At 64.4% G+C, this 19,276-nt stretch carries 15 protein-coding genes and 2 tRNA genes; 9 read left to right on the top strand and 8 right to left on the bottom strand.

Annotated features, from left to right (window positions below):
• Window positions 1–177: 177 nt before the first annotated feature.
• A complete protein-coding gene (locus tag XH88_RS32940; RefSeq protein ID WP_271672366.1) occupies window positions 178–1,083 on the bottom strand; it encodes an alpha/beta fold hydrolase in 906 nt (301 codons plus the stop codon).
• A gap of 215 nt (window positions 1,084–1,298) precedes the next feature.
• On the opposite strand from XH88_RS32940, the gene XH88_RS32935 reads away from it, so the two are divergent.
• The 4 genes from XH88_RS32935 to pepT all read left to right on the top strand — a co-directional run bounded on the left by XH88_RS32935 (window position 1,299) and on the right by pepT (window position 3,618).
• Window positions 1,299–1,502 (top strand): hypothetical protein, encoded by a 204-nt coding sequence (locus XH88_RS32935; protein ID WP_271672365.1) that lies wholly within the window; start codon window positions 1,299–1,301, stop codon window positions 1,500–1,502.
• A gap of 161 nt (window positions 1,503–1,663) precedes the next feature.
• Window positions 1,664–1,740: transfer RNA gene (locus XH88_RS32930), tRNA-Asp, on the top strand.
• Window positions 1,741–1,927: 187 nt separating this feature from the next.
• Window positions 1,928–2,242: an HU family DNA-binding protein gene (locus XH88_RS32925; RefSeq protein WP_271672364.1), complete on the top strand. Its 315-nt coding sequence runs from the start codon at window positions 1,928–1,930 to the stop codon at window positions 2,240–2,242.
• Between the two features lie 128 nt (window positions 2,243–2,370).
• Complete coding sequence (gene pepT, locus XH88_RS32920) at window positions 2,371–3,618, top strand: peptidase T (RefSeq protein WP_271672363.1); 1,248 nt, start codon at window positions 2,371–2,373, stop codon at window positions 3,616–3,618.
• Between the two features lie 12 nt (window positions 3,619–3,630).
• Here pepT and XH88_RS32915 read toward each other — a convergent pair whose 3' ends face one another.
• The gene (locus tag XH88_RS32915; RefSeq protein ID WP_271672362.1) at window positions 3,631–4,524 is read right to left on the bottom strand and encodes a hypothetical protein; all 894 of its coding nucleotides are present in this window, start codon (window positions 4,522–4,524) and stop codon (window positions 3,631–3,633) included.
• A gap of 441 nt (window positions 4,525–4,965) precedes the next feature.
• Here XH88_RS32915 and XH88_RS32910 point away from each other — a divergent pair, with 441 nt between their 5' ends.
• Genes XH88_RS32910 through XH88_RS32890 form a run of 5 tightly spaced genes read left to right on the top strand, consistent with a single transcriptional unit; the run spans window position 4,966 to window position 11,758 of the window.
• Complete coding sequence (locus XH88_RS32910) at window positions 4,966–5,253, top strand: hypothetical protein (RefSeq protein ID WP_271672437.1); 288 nt, start codon at window positions 4,966–4,968, stop codon at window positions 5,251–5,253.
• Between the two features lie 56 nt (window positions 5,254–5,309).
• Window positions 5,310–6,584: a divalent metal ion exporter subunit IhpA gene (gene ihpA, locus XH88_RS32905; RefSeq protein ID WP_271672361.1), complete on the top strand. Its 1,275-nt coding sequence runs from the start codon at window positions 5,310–5,312 to the stop codon at window positions 6,582–6,584.
• Window positions 6,581–7,558, top strand: coding sequence for a divalent metal ion exporter adaptor subunit IhpB (ihpB, locus tag XH88_RS32900; protein ID WP_271672360.1), 978 nt, complete (start codon window positions 6,581–6,583; stop codon window positions 7,556–7,558). Before ihpA ends, ihpB begins: the two co-directional genes overlap by 4 nt.
• On the top strand, window positions 7,551–10,763 hold the full coding sequence (locus XH88_RS32895; RefSeq protein ID WP_271672359.1) for an efflux RND transporter permease subunit: 3,213 nt from the start codon (window positions 7,551–7,553) through the stop codon (window positions 10,761–10,763). The genes ihpB and XH88_RS32895 overlap by 8 nt, the downstream gene beginning before the upstream one ends.
• A gap of 2 nt (window positions 10,764–10,765) precedes the next feature.
• Entirely contained in the window at window positions 10,766–11,758 is a 993-nt protein-coding gene (locus XH88_RS32890) for a cation diffusion facilitator family transporter (protein ID WP_271672358.1), read from the top strand.
• A 47-nt stretch (window positions 11,759–11,805) separates the two neighbouring features.
• On the opposite strand, the gene XH88_RS32885 is transcribed toward XH88_RS32890, so the two are convergent.
• The 6 genes from XH88_RS32885 to clpX form a co-directional block, all read right to left on the bottom strand.
• Window positions 11,806–12,666, bottom strand: coding sequence for a class I SAM-dependent methyltransferase (locus XH88_RS32885; RefSeq protein ID WP_271672357.1), 861 nt, complete (start codon window positions 12,664–12,666; stop codon window positions 11,806–11,808).
• 141 nt (window positions 12,667–12,807) lie between these two features.
• Window positions 12,808–14,247 (bottom strand): cytochrome P450, encoded by a 1,440-nt coding sequence (locus XH88_RS32880; RefSeq protein ID WP_271672356.1) that lies wholly within the window; start codon window positions 14,245–14,247, stop codon window positions 12,808–12,810.
• A gap of 296 nt (window positions 14,248–14,543) precedes the next feature.
• Window positions 14,544–14,620, bottom strand: a tRNA-Val gene (locus XH88_RS32875).
• Window positions 14,621–14,683: 63 nt separating this feature from the next.
• Window positions 14,684–15,088, bottom strand: a complete 405-nt coding sequence (locus XH88_RS32870) for a GFA family protein (RefSeq protein WP_271672355.1) — start codon at window positions 15,086–15,088, stop codon at window positions 14,684–14,686.
• Between the two features lie 61 nt (window positions 15,089–15,149).
• Window positions 15,150–17,573 (bottom strand): endopeptidase La, encoded by a 2,424-nt coding sequence (gene lon, locus XH88_RS32865; RefSeq protein WP_271672354.1) that lies wholly within the window; start codon window positions 17,571–17,573, stop codon window positions 15,150–15,152.
• A gap of 321 nt (window positions 17,574–17,894) precedes the next feature.
• Window positions 17,895–19,166 carry an ATP-dependent Clp protease ATP-binding subunit ClpX gene (gene clpX, locus XH88_RS32860; protein ID WP_018642420.1) on the bottom strand — a complete coding sequence of 424 codons (1,272 nt, stop codon included), beginning with the start codon at window positions 19,164–19,166 and terminating at the stop codon, window positions 17,895–17,897.
• Window positions 19,167–19,276: the final 110 nt, after the last annotated feature.

The following is a 19,276-nucleotide window of genomic DNA, read 5'->3' as shown; positions in this document are numbered from 1 at the left end:
ATACATCTGATACGTCATGCCGCGTGTCCCGGGCGGCATGCGATGGGGTGACGCTTAGGGGAGCCTGCGCGATATCCCTAATTGAAAGGCTCTTAGAAGCAGTCTTAGAGGATATTTCCGCGCGACCCGCGCGAATTGCGTCGATCGTGCTCCTGTCAGCGGGCGAGCCGAGCTCTCTCAGTCGGCCATGAAGGCGAGCACGTCCGCAGTCAGCCGCTCGCCATGCGTCAGCGGCAGCGGATGCGGGCCGCCCTCATAGACGATCAGCTTGCTGCCCTTGATCAGCTGTGCGGTCTTGGCACCCGTCAATGGCAGCGGCGCGCTGGCATCCTTGTCGCCATGGAGGATCAGCGTCGGCCGATCGATCTTGGCTGCAGCCGAACGGAGATCTGAGAAGGAGATGGTCTGGCGGCACGCCAGCGCAACCGGCAGCGGCACTCTCAGCATCATCTGGCGGATCCAGGTCCGCGTAATCTCGGGCGTGTCGGCGGTGAAGAACGGCGCTTCGTTCGCCGCGATCCATTTGGCGAAATCGCGCGCGATGGTCGCGTTGTCAGCCTCGATCATCTCCTTCGGGACCGCATCCGGATTGTCTTCGGTCTTGACCAGGAACGGCGTCGTCGGCGCAACCAGCACGAGCCGTGCGATCCGATCCGATCCGTAGCGCGCCAGATAGTTCACTGCTTCCACTGTCCCCATGGAGAAACCGACCAGGGTCACGTCGCGCAGGTCGCACGCCTCGATGATGGCAGCGACGTCATCGGTCAGCGTGTCCAGGTCGTAGCCCGATGACGGCATCTCGGACCGGCCGTGCCCGCGCCGGTCAGGCGCGATACATCGGAAGCCTTTTTCATTGAGGGCCACGATCTGGGTACCCCAGGTGCTGCCATCGAAGGTCCAGGCCGTCAGCAGCAGCACCGGCTTCCCGTTGCCCCAGTCCTGCACGAATAGCTTCGTGCCGTCCTTGGCCGTCACAAAGGGCGATCGTGCGACCTGTTGGGCCGCCGCCGGCGCGCTGGCGCTCCACGCCGCCGCCAAGGCGGTTTCAAGCAGCGTTGTTTCGAGGGCGGTTCGACGGCTCATGGTGCTTCTCCCTTGCCGGATGGTTAGCGGCCGATGGAAGAGATCATGCCGAACGGATTGGGCCTGCGCGATTACGCGGCAGGTAAGACTGCTCGATGCGAAGCGCAGAAATCGGCAGATGAAACCATTTTGCGGAACCCGCGAAACGATCCGGAAACAGATGCCCCTTAAGACGTGAGCCTACAGACGGCGCCCAAGCCCGTCGGGAGGCTTCGATGAACCACTCAATTCACTCTGCGGATCGGGGGACCCACCTGAAGATCGTGGTGGTGGCGCTGGTGGCCGGCATCGCAGTGGCCGCCTTCGGGATCGCTGCCCGCACCAACGCCGATTACGGCCAGACCGCCCAGTCGACCCACGTCATCAAGGCCGGCAAGCCGATGGCGATCACGAGTTCGGGTACGTCGGAAATTCGTTGAACCGCGCCCGCTTTCGGTTGACCGACGGCCGCCTCCGGGCGGCCTTTTCGTTTTCCAGCGCAATGCTGAGACGAGGTGCCCTGGCCAAGCGCAACGTCCTTGACTTCACCATGTCCCCCCTTTAAGTCCCCCTTCGTTCCGCGCGGACACATACGCGTCACGCGGGAGTAGCTCAGTTGGTTAGAGCGCCGGCCTGTCACGCCGGAGGTCGCGGGTTCGAGCCCCGTCTCTCGCGCCATTTTTGGCAATCCCTCCATAGCCTTAGCCCCGAAATTTCGACGCCTTTGGCGACTGGCCGGCGATCTCCGGCATCCGGCGGGAACTCGCGGCATAGTCAGCCCGGCCCCGAATCGTCTACGTCTGCAACGACTTGGCGGGAACCCCATGCTTTTACTTGGGTTTCCCCTGCATCGAGGAGGCCAGACATGGCGAAGAAGGATTCGGGGAAGAAGGCAGCTGCTTCAGCCACGATCACGCTCAAGCACCTGGCGGCCGACATTGCGGAAAGCCAGGACCTCTCGAAGAAGCAGGCCGAGGCCGTCCTGACCGACATGGTCGATTTGATCGCCAAGCACCTCAAGAAGGGTGACCGCGTCCGCATCGTCGGCCTCGGCATCCTCCAGGTCCGCAAGCGCGCCGCCCGCACCGGCCGCAATCCCGCCACAGGCGAAGCCATCCACATCAAGGCCAGCAAGAAGGTCGCGTTCCGCCCGGTCAAGGAGCTGAAAGAGGCGATCTGAGCACTTACGCTTCACATCTGAGCACTTACGCTTCATTAAGCCTGATCCGCGCTGGCCCCCGCCGCAACGTGGCCCGCTTTTCTGATATAACTCTCGCCTCCCCCAAAGACCCGGCGGTTTGACCAGAAATGTCCCTGACCTTCGCGCATACCGTGACCGAACGCTTCCTGCGCTACGTCACCATCGACACCCAATCCGATCCGAATTCGCCGGCCTCGCCATCGACCGAGAAGCAGAAGGATCTCGGCCGCGTGCTCGTCAGCGAGCTGAAAGCCATCGGCGTCGCGGATGCCCATCTGGACGATTACGGCTATGTCTATGCGACGATCCCGTCCAACACGCCCAAGAAAGTGCCGGCGATCTGCTTCTGCTCGCACATGGACACCTCGCCCGACGTCACCGGCAAGGATGTGAAGCCGCAGGTCGTGGAGAACTATCGCGGCGGCGATATCACCCTGCCGGCCGATCCGAGCCAGGTGATCCGCTTCGCCGAGCATCCCGCGCTGAAGCACCAGATCGGCAACGATATCATCACCACCGACGGCACCACGCTTCTCGGGGCCGATAACAAGGCCGGCGTCGCCGAGATCATGGATGCCGCACATTTCTTCATCAACAACCCCGATGTGAAGCACGGCACCATCAAGATCCTGTTCACGCCGGACGAGGAGATCGGCCGCGGCGTCGACAATGTCGACATCAAGAAGCTGGGCGCCGATTTCGGCTACACCATGGACGGCGAGACCGCGGGAAGCGTAGAGGACGAGACCTTCTCGGCTGACGGCGCCACCGTCACCATCGCCGGCGTCAGCGCCCATCCCGGCTATGCCAAGGGCAAGATGGAGCACGCGATCAAGATCGCGGCCGCCATTGTCGAGCGCCTCCCGAAGGAAGGCTGCTCGCCCGAGACGACCTCAGGCAAGCAGGGTTTTCTGCATCCCGTCGGAATCGAGGGCGCGCTGGAACAGGCGACCCTCTCCTTCATCGTGCGCGACTTCACCGAGGAAGGGCTGAAGGAGAAGGAGGTCCTGCTCGAGACCATCGTCAAGGACGTGATGAAGGAGTACCCGCGCTCGACCTACAAGTTCGAGGTCCGCGAGCAGTACCGCAACATGAAGCAGGTGATCGACCGCCACCCGCACATCCTTGAATACGCCATCGAGGCGATCCGCCGTGCGGGGCTGCGCCCGATGCGCACCGCGATCCGTGGTGGCACCGACGGCTCGCGGCTCTCCTTCATGGGCCTGCCCTGCCCGAACATCTTCGCCGGCGAGCACGCGTTTCACTCGCGGCTCGAATGGGTGAGCCGGCAGGACATGGAGAAGGCCGTGCAGACCATCGTGCATCTCGCGATGATCTGGGAAGAGAAGGCGTAAGCCAGCCTTCTCTTACGGTACCGGCATCGCGCGCCGGCCGCGATGGAAGCGGTTGGAGCTCGCCATCCAGTTCGGCAGCGGCTCGCCGTCACGGTGCCGGCCGCCGGCCACAGCCGCAGCCCAGGCCACTGCGGCACCGATCAAGGCCGCTGCCGCGACCGAGAAGGCGACGATCACAGAATTGCGCCGGGCCCTGTTGATCGCCGTATGGGCGTCGGCGATCGACGCATCGACGCGCCGTTCGGCATCGGGCGCACCTAACCCCGTGAGGGCAGCGACCTGCTGCACGAGATAGTTGCGATCGTCGACGCTGACGCCGCTGTGGCTCGATGATGTCATCAGGATGCGCCCGGCTTCGGCACGAGCTTCCCGCATGTCGGTGTTGGGCGGTCGCCGTGGCGCGCGGAACAGCTTGTCGAGCTCGAAGCTCAAGAGCGGCTCGGCGGCTGTGGTGTTCCCGGCGCCGCTGCGCATCGGCGAGCGCTCGACCGCGGCAGCGCCGATAATCGCCAGCAGCGCGGCACCGATCAACGCGGCCAAGGCCCAGGACGTCAGCCCGTGCAGCCCGTCGCGCCGCTCGCCATCGTCCTCGATCGTGGCCAGCGCCGGCGCCGGCCGCGCGGTCCGGCCGGCGATGTAGCCTCCGAAGCCGAAGCTGATGATCGCCTGGATGATCAGATACAGCCCCGACAGCAGCGCCAGCGCGGCCGATGCATCGCGCCAGGTCGGCGAGGCCGAACTGACGCCAAGGCCGATGGCCACGCCGAACCCGACCAGGATGAACGACATTGCGCCGGCCGCTAAAGCGCCGGCGATGACGGAGCTCCACTGGATGCTCCGTCGCTCCTCGGCGGTGACAAGGCCGCCTTCCATCAAATTGTCCTGCACGAGCGTTTCAACGGCCATTGCTTTTCTCTCTAGCGCAGGCCGAAGAACGACAAGATCGCCATGATCACGACGATCAGGCCGATCAGATAGATCAATCCGTCCATAGTCCCATCCTCCTCAAAGGCTCCGGGGCGCTAATGAGGGCGACAGGGGAATGTTCCTATTTCGGTAACGGGCGGGAACGAACCGGCGGGGTGCGAATTGTCTGTTCAAGTCCCGAGGATGAAGATTGTGAGCACAAAGGGCCTCAGCCGGTCAGCCCCGAGCTGGGGCCCTTTCGTATGCGTGCGACATCGAGTTCCCCACACGTAACAATGTTGCGGGTCGACACTGTTCCGGCCGCCATGCTACCCGAAGCGGATCAGCAACCCGAGCGCAACAGTGCCCGCGATCCGCCACCTCGACAGCTTTCACTTCCCGCGCAACTGGCGCGGATTTGTGGCTGTGCTGGTAGCGACCATGTATCTGCTGTCCGGTGTGCTCCATGGCGCGCACGACATCGATGTCACCAGCCCCGCGGGCGGGTCGGAGATCGCATCCATCCTCGACAACAGGCTTCACAGCCATGGCGATCACAAAGCGCTGGGCGGCCATCATTGCCACGGCTGCTTCTCGATCGCCGTCATGCAGTCGGTGCAATCCGAAATCGCGGCCGACATCGTTACCGCATCGGTCCCGCAGCGCGCGCCGGCGCTGATCGGCATTGCACCCGATACCGACTCCCCGCCCCCCAAATCCCTGACCTGAACTGATCAGCCGGGCGCCGTGCGCGCCCACCATGCTCTTGTGCACAGGTCACCTTCATGTCTTGCAGATGGACTGCCGCGCGCGTTTTATGCGCGACGGCTGTTATCGTCAGCCCCGGGCTGACACAGCACGCCCACGCCCAGACCCTGACGATGCGCGCGGCACTCTCGCGCGCGCTGGCCGCGAGCCCGCGCCTGACCGCGGCGGAGCGCGATGTCGGCATCGCCACGGGGCAGCGTATTCAGGCAGGCGCCCTTCTCAATCCGGAACTGTCCTATGAGCAGGACAATTCGTTCGGCTCAGGCATCTATCGCGGCACCAAATCGGCCGAGACCACCCTCCAGATCAGCCAGGCGTTCGAGCTGTTCGGCAAGCGCGAGGCGCGAATTGCGGCCGGAGCGGCCGGCATCGAGGTCGCGGCCATCCAGCGCAAGGCGATCAGGCTGGAAGTGCTGTCGGAGACCGCAATCGCCTTCCTTGGCGTGCTGGGCGCGCAGCGGCGCATCCAGATCCTCGACGAGCAGATCGCGGCGATCGACAAGCTGACGCCGCTACTCCGCCGCCGCGTCGAGGCCGGGGCCTCCTCGCCCGCCGAAACTGGCCGCGCCGAGGTCGCCTCCGCCCTGGTCAAAGCCGACCGCGAACGGTTCAAGGCGACGCTGGCGAGCGCGCGGCGCGAGCTTGCGGTGCTGATGGGCGATCCCGCCGCGAAATTCGGCGAAGTGTCCGGCCGGCTCGACACCACCGGACGGCCGCCGACATTCCAGTCGGTGGTCGCCGCCATCGATGCCAATCCGCAACTGGTGCGCTGGACTGCGGTCTATGCGCAGCGGAACGCTGAGCTGCTGATGGCACGGCTCAAGCCTTATCCCGACGTGCGGATAGCGGCCGGCTGGCGCCATTTCAATGAGACCAATGACGACGCGGTGCGCCTCACTGTCTCGGTGCCGATCCCCGTGTTCGACCAGAACCAGGGCAACATCCTCTCGGCGCAGGAAAGCCTCGCCAAGACCCGCGCCGAGCGCGACGCCAACCGCAACACGCTGGTCGTGGTCGCCGGCCGCGCCTACGACTCGCTGCAGGGCTCGCTGCGCGAGCTCGCCGTGCTGCGCGAGACCGCGATCCCCAAGGCGGCCGAAGCATCCGACGCAATCGCGCAAGGCTACGGTCTGGGCCGCTTCACCCTGCTCGAAGTGCTCGACGCCCAGGCGAGCGTGACGCAGGCGCGACTGCGCGAGCAGGAAGCGCTGCAAAACTTCCACGTCGGCGTCGCCACCATCGAGGGCCTCGTCGGCAATCCCTTTGCGCTGGCGCGGGAGAGCGCGCGATGAAGATATCGTCAACCATCCTCTTAGCCATCCTGGCCGCCGCGATCGGCGCTTACGGCTACTCCCTGCTCGCGCCAGCCAAGGTCGCGCAGAACGAATATGCGGAAAAAAAGAAGCCGGAGAAGTCAAACGACCACGTCGAGCAGGACGAGCACGGCGCCGACCGTATCCGCATCTCCGATGTCAAGCTGGCTGCGGCCGGCGTCACGCTGGCGGCCGCCGAGAGCGCCACGCTGACCGACACGCTGTCCTTCAACGGTACCTTGCGCGCCAACCAGGAGGCGGTCGTGCAGGTGACGCCGCGCTTCCCGGGTGTGGCAAAATCGATTCAGAAGCGCATTGGCGACAAGGTCGGCAAGGACGATCTGCTCGCCGCCATCGAGAGCAACCAAAGCCTGACTGTTTACGAGCTGAAGGCGCCGATCCCAGGCACCATTATCGAGCGGCAGATTTCGCTCGGCGAATACGCCTCCGAGCAGAAGCCGGCCTTCGTCGTCGCCGACCTCTCGACCATCTGGGTCGACCTGTCGATCTATCGGCAGGACCTCAAGCGTGTCCGCCTGAATGATGAAGTGCTGATCGACCCCGACGACGGCCGCGGCGAGATCAGGGGCACGATCTCCTACATCGCGCCGATCGGTAGCAGCGAGACCCAGACCGCCCTCGCCCGCGTGGTGCTGCCAAATCCCGACGGACGCCTGCGTCCCGGCCTGTTCGTCACCGCGCGGCTGGTCCTCGCCGCTCGCAATGTCGCGGTTGCCGTGCGCCGCAGCGCGATCCAGACGCTGGAGAACAAGACCATCGTGTTCGTGCGGGAGGACAACGACAAGATCGAAGCACGCCCGGTCGAGCCTGGCGACTCCGATCCGAGGTTCGTCGAGATTCGCGCCGGCCTCTCCGCCGGCGAGCGCTATGTCGCGGAGAACAGTTTTGTGGTGAAGGCGGAGATGGGCAAGGGAGATGCCGATCATGATTGACGCGCTTCTGTCCTTCTCGGTCCGCCAGCGCTGCCTGGTGGTGCTGCTGGCGCTCGCGGCCGGCGCTTTTGGCGTCTGGAATTTCACCCGCCTGCCGATCGATGCTGTGCCCGATGTCACCAACGTGCAGGTTCAGATCAACACGCGCGCCCCGGGCCTGTCGCCGCTCGAAGCCGAGCAGCGCATCACCTTCCCGATCGAGACCGCGATGGGCGGCTTGCCGAGGCTCGACTACACCCGCTCGATCTCGCGTTATGGGTTGAGCCAGGTCACCGTCGTGTTCCAGGACGGCACCGACATCTACTTCGCGCGGCAGCTCGTCAACGAGCGCATCCAGCAGGCCAAGGACCAGTTGCCATCAGGCACAGAGGTCGCGATGGGGCCGATCTCGACCGGGCTCGGCGAGATCTACGTCTATTCGGTCGAGGCCAAGGCCGGCGCGAAATCGCCTGCCGGCACCGAGTTTACGCCGACGGATTTGCGCACCATCCAGGACTGGATCATCAAGCCGCAGCTGCGCACCATCCCCGGCGTGATCGAGGTCAACTCGATCGGCGGCTATGAGCGGCAATTCCACGTGCTGCCGATCCCCGGCCGGCTGATGGCCTATAAGCTTGGCTTCCGCGACATCATGACCGCGCTCGCCGCCAATAATGCCAATGTCGGCGCCGGCTATATCGAGCGCAATGGCGAACAATATCTCGTCCGCGCCCCCGGGCAGGTTGCTGACATTGCCGACATCAGGGACATCGTGATCGGCTCGCGCAGCGGCGTGCCGGTCCGCATCCGCGACGTCGCCGACGTAAGTGAAGGCCACGATCTGCGCACCGGCGCAGCGACGGCCAACGGCAACGAGACGGTTCTCGGCACCGCCATGCTGCTGATCGGCGAGAATAGCCGGAGCGTCGCCCAGCGCGTCGCCGCCAGACTCGACGAGATCGCGAAATCGTTGCCCGATGGCGTGATCGCGCGCGCGGTCTACGACCGCACCCATCTGGTGGAAGCGACCATCAAGACCGTCGAGAAGAACCTCGTTGAAGGCGCCGCACTGGTGATCGCGGTGCTGTTTCTGATCCTCGGCAATATCCGCGCCGCGCTGATCACGGCCAGCGTCATTCCGCTCTCCATGCTGTTCACGATTACGGGTATGGTCGAGAGCAAAGTCAGCGCCAATCTGATGAGTTTAGGTGCCATCGATTTCGGCATCATCGTCGACGGCGCGGTCATCATCGTCGAGAATTGTCTGCGACTGCTTGCGGCCGATCAGCAGCGACGCGGCCGCCTGTTGAGGCTGGAGGAACGCCTCCAGACCATCCGCGACGGCAGTAGCGAAGTCATCAAGCCGAGCCTGTTCGGCACGCTCATCATCGCGGTGGTGTACCTGCCGGTCCTGACCCTGACGGGGACCGAGGGCAAGATGTTCACGCCGATGGCGCTGACCGTGCTGATGGCGCTCGCGAGCGCGGCGCTGCTGTCCATTACCTTCGTCCCGGCCGCGGTGGCGATCTTCGTCACCGGAAAAGTCTCGGAGACCGAAAACATCTTCATGCGTGTCGCGAAGCGCGTCTATGTGCCGCTGCTCGACCGCGCCATCTGCTACCGCCGCAGCGTTGCGCTCGGTGCCGTGCTGATCGTCGCCGGCAGCCTTCTTGCCGCAACGCGCATGGGCGGCGAGTTCATCCCGAGCCTGGACGAAGGCGACATCACCATCGAGACCATCCGCATTCCCGGCACCAGCCTGACCCAGAGCGTGGACATGCAGCTTCGGCTGGAGCAGGCCGTCAAGCAGGTGCCTGAAGTCGCGACCATCTTCTCCAAGATCGGCACCGCCGAGATCGCCAACGATCCGATGCCGCCGAATGCCGCCGATACCTATGTCACGCTGAAGCCGCGCGACCAATGGCCGGATCCCGCCAAGCCGAAGGACGAAGTGGTCGCCGAACTCGAGCGCGCCGCCAACACCCTGCCCGGCACCGCCTATGGCATGACCCAGCCGATCCAGATGCGCTTCAACGAGCTCATCGCCGGAATCCGCAGTGACGTCGGCGTCAAGATCTTCGGCGACGATCTCGACGTGCTCGCCGGCATCGCCCAGCAGGTCAACGGCGTGGTCCGCGGCATCGAGGGCGCGGCCGACGTGAAGACCGAGCAGATCGCGGGTCTGCCGATCCTCACCGTCAAGCTCGACCGCCAGGCGTTGTCGCGCTACGGCCTCAGCCTCAGCGAGGTGCAGAACCTCGTCGAGATCGCGATCGGCGGCAAGCCGGTCGGAAAGCTGTTCGAGGGCGACCGCCGCTTCGATATCGTGGTGCGCCTGCCCGAGAGCCTGCGGGCTAATCCTGATGCGATCAAATCGCTGCCGATCCCGTTGCCGCCGACTGAAGATGCGACGACCGTCACCAGGACCGCCTGGTCCGGTGCATCCGGCGCCGCGCTTCGCTACGTGCCCCTGTCCTCTGTTGCCGCAATCGAGATCGCACCCGGCCCCAACCAGATCAGCCGCGAGAATGGCAAGCGCCGCGTGGTCGTGATGGCCAATGTCCGCGGCCGCGACCTGCGTTCCTTCGTGACCGAGACGCAAGCCGCCGTCGCCGAGAAGGTGAAGCTGCCGCCGGGCTACTGGATCGGCTGGGGCGGCCAGTTCGAGCAATTAGTCTCCGCCAGCAAGCGGCTGACGATCGTCGTGCCGGTGGCGCTCGCACTGGTGTTCCTACTGCTGTTCATGAGCATGGGCTCGGCAGCGGATGCGGCGCTGGTGTTCTCCGGCGTGCCGCTGGCACTGACCGGTGGCGTCGCAGCGCTGCTGCTGCGTGGCATTCCGCTGTCGATCAGCGCCGGGGTCGGTTTCATCGCGCTGTCGGGCGTCGCCGTGCTCAATGGTCTCGTCATCATCGCCTTCATCGAGCGGCTGCGCAGCGAGGGACTCCTCATTGTGGAGGCCGCCCGCGAAGGCGCACTGACGCGGCTGCGACCGGTGCTGATGACGGCGCTGGTCGCCTCGCTTGGCTTCGTGCCGATGGCGCTCGCCACCGGCGCCGGCGCCGAGGTGCAGCGGCCGCTCGCCACCGTCGTGATCGGCGGCATCATCTCCTCGACGGTGCTGACATTGCTGGTGCTGCCGGCGCTCTACGTGTTGTTCCGGCGTGACGGCGCGGGCGAAACCCCTACAATGGCGCCTGATTTGGCTGACTCCGGGGAGCACTAGATTTGGGCAACCACGACCATCACGGTCATCATCACCATGACCACCGCGATCATGCGCATGATCATGGCCACGACCACAGCCACGGCCATTCGCATGGTCATGGTCACGACCATGTCCATGCGCCCGCCGATTTCGGCAAGGCGTTCGCGATCGGCATAACGCTCAACACCGCGCTGGTCGTGGCCGAGGCGGTCTACGGCTATCTCGGCAATTCCACGGCCCTGCTCGCCGATGCCGGCCATAATCTCTCCGACGTGCTCGGCCTGGTCGTGGCCTGGGGCGCCTCGATCGCTGCGCGGCGCGCGCCGAGCGGCCGCTTCACCTATGGCTTCCGCGCTTCCACGATTCTGGCTGCGCTAGCCAATGCGGTGTTTCTGCTGGTCGCAACCGGCGCGATCGGCTGGGAGGCGATCCTGCGCCTGCGCGAACCGGAGCCGGTCGCCGGCTTCACAGTGATGGTGGTCGCCGGTATCGGCATCCTCATCAACGGCTTCACCGCCATGCTGTTCGCCGGTGGACGCAAGGACGACATCAACATCGAAGGCGCCTACCTGCACATGGCGGCCGATGCCGCAGTCTCCCTCGGCGTCGTCGTCTCGGCGGCGCTGATCATCTGGACCGGCTGGCTCTGGCTCGATCCGGTCACCAGCCTCGTCATCTGCGGAAGCATCCTCTGGAGCACCACCAGTCTGTTGCGCGGCTCCATCGACATGTCGATGGCGGCGGCGCCCAAGGGCACTGATCTCACCGCCATCAGGACGTTCTTGCTGGCCCGGCCGGGCGTTTCGGCAATCCACGATCTCCACGTCTGGCCGATCTCGACCACCGAGACCGCTCTGACCTGTCATCTCGTGATGCCATCAGGCACCGCTGACGCATTCCTGATGGAAACTGCGCAGATGCTGAAGACGACCTTCCGCATCGGCCACACCACGCTCCAGGTCGAAACGCATCCGGACAATGGCTGCGCACTGGCCCCGGATGATGTGGTGTAGGATTTCACAAGCCTCTCCGCGCCGTCATTGCGAGCGCGGCTTGCGTCCTATCCCGCCCTCGCCGTCACGATCCAGATCGCGCCCTGCAGCGCCACGCTCTGCCCTTTCACGAACGGCGCGAGCATTTCGCGGATCGAGGCCTTGGCTGCTGCAACCGTCTCCGACGGATGGTCCTGCAGCGCGCGGCTGGCGGGGCCGATCTGGAGCGAGCCATCGACGGCGGCATCGAGTCCGCCGCCAATCGCGATGTCCATGGGAAGATTGTGCGGCTCCATCGCGACGTCGACGAAGCCCGCGCCCGTGAGGATACGCGTGACGCGTTCCTCAGACGCAAACGCGAAGGGGCCCGGCTCCTCCGGCCCGACCGGCGGCATCTTCGGCACGTGTTTGTACACCGCCATCAGCGGCGCCATCATCCAGGGATTTTCCTTAGGCTCACGCCAGCAGACGAAGGCGAGCCGTCCCGTCGGCTTCAGCGCACGCCGAAGATTGGTGAAGGACGCAATCGGATCGGCAAAGAACATCACGCCGAAGCGCGAGGCGAGCAGATCAAAGCTCGCAGGCTCGAACGGATGCACCGTCGCATCCGCCAGCACGAAATCCAAGGGCAGCCCCTTCGGCGCAAACGCGCGCGCCTGCGACAGCATCGGCTCGGACACATCGAGGCCGAGCGCAAACCCGTCAGGCGCCACCGCCTTCGCGAAGGCAAAGGTCGTCGCCCCCGAGCCACAGCCGACATCGAGGACGCGCTCACCGGGCCTGGGCCTGGCGCGGTCAATCAACACGTCGGCAATCGGTCCGAGCAGGCTCTCCTGCGCGGCGTGACGATCGGCCCAGCGCTGCCCGCTCGGTCCGTTCCAATAGGCGATCTGGTCGGCGTTTTGCTCGTGTCCATCAGGCTGTTGCATCATATCCCCGGTCATTCCCATCGGCGCGAGGCCTGCCGCGCCCGTGCCGCTGATGTTGCAACGACACGGTGACAAAGTCACGTGATGCGATCGGTTTCTGCGCGGCCCCCCGGCGCTGGCGGAAAAGCTCTTGGCGCTCGTTCAGCCCATTTGTGTCCGGCAATGGAGGGCTGGCTGCACGTCGCGAACGCTTGGCTTCAACCGCATCGGCAGTCCGCCGGCGGGACGTAGCGTAATCTTCTGCAACGGCCACACTTGAGCGCCCGGTGCCAGTTCCATGTCGAAGCGCTGCACGAGCGCTGCAAGCACGATTGTCGCCTCCTGAAGCGCGAAGGACGCGCCGATGCAAATGCGCGGCCCGACTCCGAACGGCAGATAGGCAAAGCGTGGGATCGCCGCGCGCCGCTCGGGCAGAAAACGAGACGGATCAAACAGGTCGGGCTGCGTCCAGAGCAGACGATGGCGGTGCAGCACGTAAGGCGCGATCACGACCAGCGAACGCGGCCTGATCGCGACGCCACCGAGCGTATCCGCCGCTTCCGCGACCCGGCTCAACGCGGCGATCGGTGGATAAAGCCGCAACGCCTCCTCGATCACGGCCCGCGTCACGATCAACCGGTCAGCAAGGCCCTCGACGGGCCCGGCAAGCTCGCGCGCGGCCTCCGCCCGGACCCGGGCGCGCCACTGCGAGGCCTGCGACAGCAAGAACATCGACCACGCGAGCGTATTGGCGGTGGTCTCGTGTCCTGCCGACAGAAAGGTCAGAATATTCGATCTGATCTCGGCCCGCGACATCGGCCGTCCCGTTGCAGGGTCTGGCGTGCGCAACAGCAGCGTCAGAAGGTCGGAAGGGGCCTCCCCTGCCGGCCGGCCCACGAGGCGCCGGCACCGCATTTCGATGATGCGATCGATGATTCCCTCGAAGTAAGCCATCGTTTGCCGCAGGCGGCGGCGCCCCGGTCGCGGCACGGACTGCGGCACCCCGAGCAGATCCAATGCGCCGATATGGCCGATCACGGCGAAGTAGGCGTTCATCGCGACCCGGAATTGATCGTAGTCGCCGCCGATGCCGTCCGAAAAGATGGTCCGAGCGAGTACGTTCAGCGTAATCAAGGTCATCTCGGCCGCGACGTCTATGGTTGCGCGAGGACCGAGCGCGGACCACCTCTCCGCCAATCTTTCGGACGCTTCGAGCATCGCGGAGGCGAAGCTGGCCACGGTGCGGCGCGCGAACAATGGGGCCAGCGTACGCCGCTGCATCTCCCAACGTTCACCTTCGGCGCTGAGCAGGCCATCGGCGAGACCGCTGGCGAGAATGCGGCGCTGAATCGGATCCTTGCGATAGTTGCCGGCATTGTCGACAAGGACGCGCTTGATCGCCGAGGGCTCGTGCACGATGACGCTGTCGGTGAACGGCAGCCTGACCTTCACGATCGGCTCGCGAAAGAATTCATCGCTCCAGCATTCCAGCGGATTGCGTTTCAGCGTTGCCAGCAGACGAAACCAGCGCAGCCGCCTCGCCGGTGGAAGCGGAACTGGGGGACAATAAGTCTCCAGAACTTCTGACTCGAAATCGGCCATCGGATCAGCAATCGAAAAACCGGAAACAACATGCAATAAAGCCGCAAGCTTCGACAGGGTTCCACGCCGTGTCCCCCGGCCGCCCGCGAGCCGGCGGGTCCACAAGGCAGGACGACCTTCGACGGAGCGACGTGTCCGCATTCAAAACGAAGCGCCTGGGGCTAGCAACCGGGCGCTTTGCTTTCCGCGCGCAAGAACCGCGAGCGACGTTTCCTGGGGAATATCATGGGCGCGGCAGAGCTTTGCCGCCTGCCAAGGGCCGCCAGGCCAAAAGCGCCAATCTAAATTGATTTGACTGGTGGGCGGTCACGGATTCGAACCGCGGACCCTCTCGGTGTAAACGAGATGCTCTAACCAGCTGAGCTAACCGCCCCTCGCCGCCTCTTTAGCCTCACAGGGCCGGGGCGGGCAAGCGCGGAACTTGATTTCCCGGACCTCAATCCTGCGGCCTCCCCGGCAGCAGCGGCACGGCGTCGATCCAGACCGCGGCCGACTGACACCAGATCTGCCTGACAGGGCGCAATTTGTCCCGCTGGCGGATCGAGCCCCAGCGGACGCCCCAATCGTCGGCCTGATCGCCCTCGCCGCTGGTGAACAGCGGGGAACCGCATTCGCCGCAGAAGTGCTGGAAACGCGTCCGGCCGTTGTCGCCACGCTTGCCGTAGACTTTTGGCGAGCCGCCGGTGAGCTTGACGTCGGCAGCCGTACAGATGGCCGTCACCCGGAACGGCGAGCCGGTCAGGGTCTGGCAGTCGCGGCAATGGCAAACCGAGACGGCCTCAGGATCGACCTCGGCCTCGAAGGTGATCTTCCCGCAATGGCACTGTCCGTCGACATGCATCGTCCGCTCCCAAAACAAAAACGGCGCCCGAAGGCGCCGTTTTATCATCTTTCGCCGAACCTTAGTGAGCGGTCAGGCCGCCGGCGGCCTCATCCCCGTCGGGCTTCACGGTCACCTTGGTGTCCTCTTCCCAGACGATCGGCACCGGCTTCTTCACCAGCGCCCTCGCGACCACGTCGTCGAGGCGCGAGACCGGGATGATCTCCATGCCGCCCTTGATCGCATCGGAAATCTCCGTGAGATCCTTGGCGTTGTCCTCGGGGATCAGCACCGTCTTGATGCCGCCGCGGGCTGCGGCGAGCAGCTTCTCCTTCAGACCACCGATCGGCAGCACGCGGCCGCGCAGCGTGATCTCGCCCGTCATCGCGACATCGTGGCGGACCGGGATGCCGGTCATGACCGAGATGATCGCGGTGGCCATGGCGACGCCCGCCGACGGACCGTCCTTCGGCGTTGCGCCTTCCGGCACGTGCACGTGGATGTCGCGCTTGTCGAACAGGGGCGGCTCGACGCCGTAGTTGATCGCACGCGAGCGGACATAGGACGCCGCCGCCGAGATCGACTCCTTCATCACGTCGCGCAAATTGCCCGTGACGGTCATCTTGCCCTTGCCGGGCATCATGACGCCTTCGATGGTCAGCAGTTCGCCGCCGACATCCGTCCAGGCAAGGCCGGTAACGATGCCGACCTGCGGCTCGCTCTCGATCTCGCCGAAGCGGTACTTCGGCACGCCCAAGAGCTCTTCCAGAGTCTTCTCGGTGACCTTTACCGACTTCTTCTTGGAGATCATCAGCTCCTTCACCGCCTTGCGGGCGAGTGTGGAGAGCTCACGCTCCAAATTGCGCACGCCCGCCTCACGCGTGTAGCGGCGGATCAGAAGCAGCAGCGCGTCGTCATCGATCGAGAACTCCTTGGAGTCCAGGCCGTGCTTGGACACCGCGTTCGGGATCAGGTGCTTGCGTGCGATCTCGACCTTCTCGTTCTCAGTGTAACCCGCGATCCGGATGATCTCCATGCGGTCCATCAGCGGTCCGGGAATGTTGAGCGTATTCGCGGTCGTGATGAACATGACGTTCGACAGATCGTAGTCGACCTCCAGATAGTGGTCGGCAAACGTCCCGTTCTGCTCGGGGTCGAGGACCTCGAGCAAGGCCGAGGACGGATCGCCGCGGAAATCGGCGCCCATCTTGTCGATCTCGTCAAGCAGGAACAGCGGATTGGACGACTTCGCCTTCCGCATCGACTGGATGATCTTGCCGGGCATCGAGCCGATATAGGTGCGGCGGTGACCGCGGATCTCGGCCTCGTCGCGCACGCCGCCGAGCGACACGCGCACGAACTCGCGGCCCGTCGCCTTCGCGATCGACTTCCCGAGCGAGGTCTTGCCGACGCCGGGAGGACCGACGAGGCACAGGATCGGACCCGTCAGCTTGTTGGCGCGCGACTGCACCGCGAGATACTCGACGATGCGTTCCTTGACCTTCTCGAGCCCGTAGTGATCGGAATCCAGGATGGCCTGCGCCTGCTCCAGGTCCTTCTTCACCTTGGACTTCTTGTTCCACGGAATCGACAGCAGCCAATCCAGATAGTTGCGCACGACGGTCGCTTCCGCGGACATCGGCGACATCTGGCGCAGCTTCTTCAATTCATGCTGCGCCTTGTCGCGCGCTTCCTTGGAAAGCTTGGTCTTGGAGATCTTCTCTTCGAGATCGGCGAGCTCGTCGCGACCGTCGTCGTCGCCGAGTTCTTTCTGGATCGCCTTCATCTGCTCGTTGAGATAATACTCGCGCTGGGTCTTCTCCATCTGGCGCTTGACGCGCGAGCGGATGCGCTTCTCGACCTGCAGCACCGAGATCTCGCTCTCCATCAGGCCCAGCACCTTCTCCAGGCGCGTGGTGACGGACAGCGTCTCCAGGATGCCCTGCCGGTCCGCGATCTTGACTGCAAGATGCGAGGCGACGGTGTCAGCGAGCTTGGCGAAATCGGTGATCGCCTGCACCACGCCGACGACCTCGGCCGAGATCTTCTTGTTGAGCTTCACATAGCTTTCAAAGTCCGACACGACCGAGCGCGCCAAGGCTTCCGCCTCGACCGACTTCGCATCGGTATCGGCGAGCGCAACGGCGGTGGCTTCGTAGTAGTCGGCGCGATCAGTATATTTTGCCACGCGCGCACGCTCGAGCCCTTCGACCAGCACCTTCACGGTGCCGTCAGGGAGCTTCAAGAGCTGCAGCACGCTGGCAAGCGTCCCGGTCTCGTAAATGGCATCGGGCGCCGGATCATCGTCGGACGCGTTCTTCTGCGTCGCCAGCATGATCAGCGCGTCGTTCTTCATCACCTCTTCGAGCGCGCGGATCGACTTCTCGCGGCCGACGAACAGCGGAACGATCATGTGCGGGAAGACGACGATATCGCGCAGCGGCAACACGGGATACGCGTGCGTCTCGCCATGGACGATGGTTGGCCGGGGTTTTGGGTTAGTCATGGCCTTTTCCTTTTGCTTTGCCCCCTTGCACGCAGCCCGCATCTGGTGCGCAACCGCCACAAGGTGCCGAGGTGATCCACAAAACCGGCCAACCGTTCGAAGGTTGGACCGGGCTTGCCGGATCGAACTGAGGCGAATCTTGAAGGGGATTCTCGCTCGCCGCCGATATTAGGTGGCTATCGACCCGGGGGGTGTCAAGTCATTGAAAAACACGCACCATCAGGCGCTTACGCACGTGGGTAAGCGACGCAAGACCGGCTGCGGAACACCTATCCGCAGCCGCCACTATGAAAGACGATTGGAGCGTCCAGCGCCGCGAAATCAGGCGCTGGCGTTCTCGACGGCGCGATCGGTCCGATCGGCATAGATGTAGAGCGGACGGGCCGTGCCTTCGACGACTTCGCGGGAAATCACGACTTCTTCCACACCTTCCAGGCCCGGGAGGTCGAACATGGTCTCGAGCAGGATCGCCTCGAGGATCGAACGCAACCCGCGCGCGCCGGTCTTGCGCTCGATCGCCTTGCGGGCGACCGCGCCGAGCGCCTCGTCGGCGAAGGTCAGCTCGATGTTCTCCATCTCGAACAGCCGCTGGTACTGTTTGACCAGCGCATTCTTCGGCTCGGTCAGGATCTTCTTCAGCGAAGTCTCGTCCAGATCCTCGAGCGTCGCCACGACCGGCAGACGACCGACGAACTCGGGAATGAGGCCGTACTTCAGCAAATCCTCAGGCTCGACGTGACGGAAGATCTCGCCGGTGCGGCGGTCTTCCGGCGCCATCACCTGGGCTGCGAATCCGATCGAGGTGGACCGGCCGCGCGCCGAGATGATCTTCTCGAGGCCGGCGAACGCACCGCCGCAGATGAACAGGATGTTGGTGGTATCCACCTGCAGGAATTCCTGCTGCGGATGCTTGCGGCCACCCTGCGGCGGGACCGAAGCCACCGTGCCTTCCATGATCTTGAGCAGCGCCTGCTGCACGCCCTCACCCGACACGTCGCGCGTGATCGAGGGATTGTCGGACTTGCGGCTGATCTTGTCGATTTCGTCGATGTAGACGATGCCGCGCTGGGCGCGCTCGACATTGTAGTCGGCGGCCTGGAGCAGCTTCAGGATGATGTTCTCGACGTCCTCGCCGACATAGCCGGCTTCGGTCAGCGTGGTCGCATCCGCCATCGTGAACGGCACATCCAGGATGCGGGCGAGCGTCTGCGCGAGCAGCGTCTTACCCGAACCGGTCGGACCGATCAGCAGGATGTTCGACTTCGCGAGTTCGACGTCGTTGTGCTTGGTCTGATGGTTGAGGCGCTTGTAGTGGTTGTGCACCGCGACCGACAGGACCTTCTTCGCATGGCTCTGGCCGATCACGTAATCGTCCAGGACCTTGCAGATTTCCTTCGGCGTCGGAATGCCGTCGCGCGACTTGACCAGCGAGGACTTGTTCTCCTCGCGGATGATGTCCATGCAGAGCTCGACGCACTCGTCGCAGATGAAGACCGTGGGACCCGCGATCAGTTTGCGGACTTCGTGCTGGCTCTTGCCGCAGAACGAGCAATATAGCGTGTTCTTGGAGTCGCTCGTGCCGACCTTACTCATTCATGTCTCCGTCCGCGGTTCGATCCCGTTCCGCTCGATCGCTCCATTCCGGCACGATGGCCGCCATGAAGCTTAAGTAGAGCAAATTCCGTACCAAAAAAGACCCTACG

The sequence above is a fragment of the Bradyrhizobium sp. CCBAU 51627 genome (genome assembly GCF_028128765.1).
In the GTDB taxonomy this organism is placed as follows: domain Bacteria; phylum Pseudomonadota; class Alphaproteobacteria; order Rhizobiales; family Xanthobacteraceae; genus Bradyrhizobium.
This window is presented reverse-complemented; position numbering and strand designations above follow the sequence as displayed.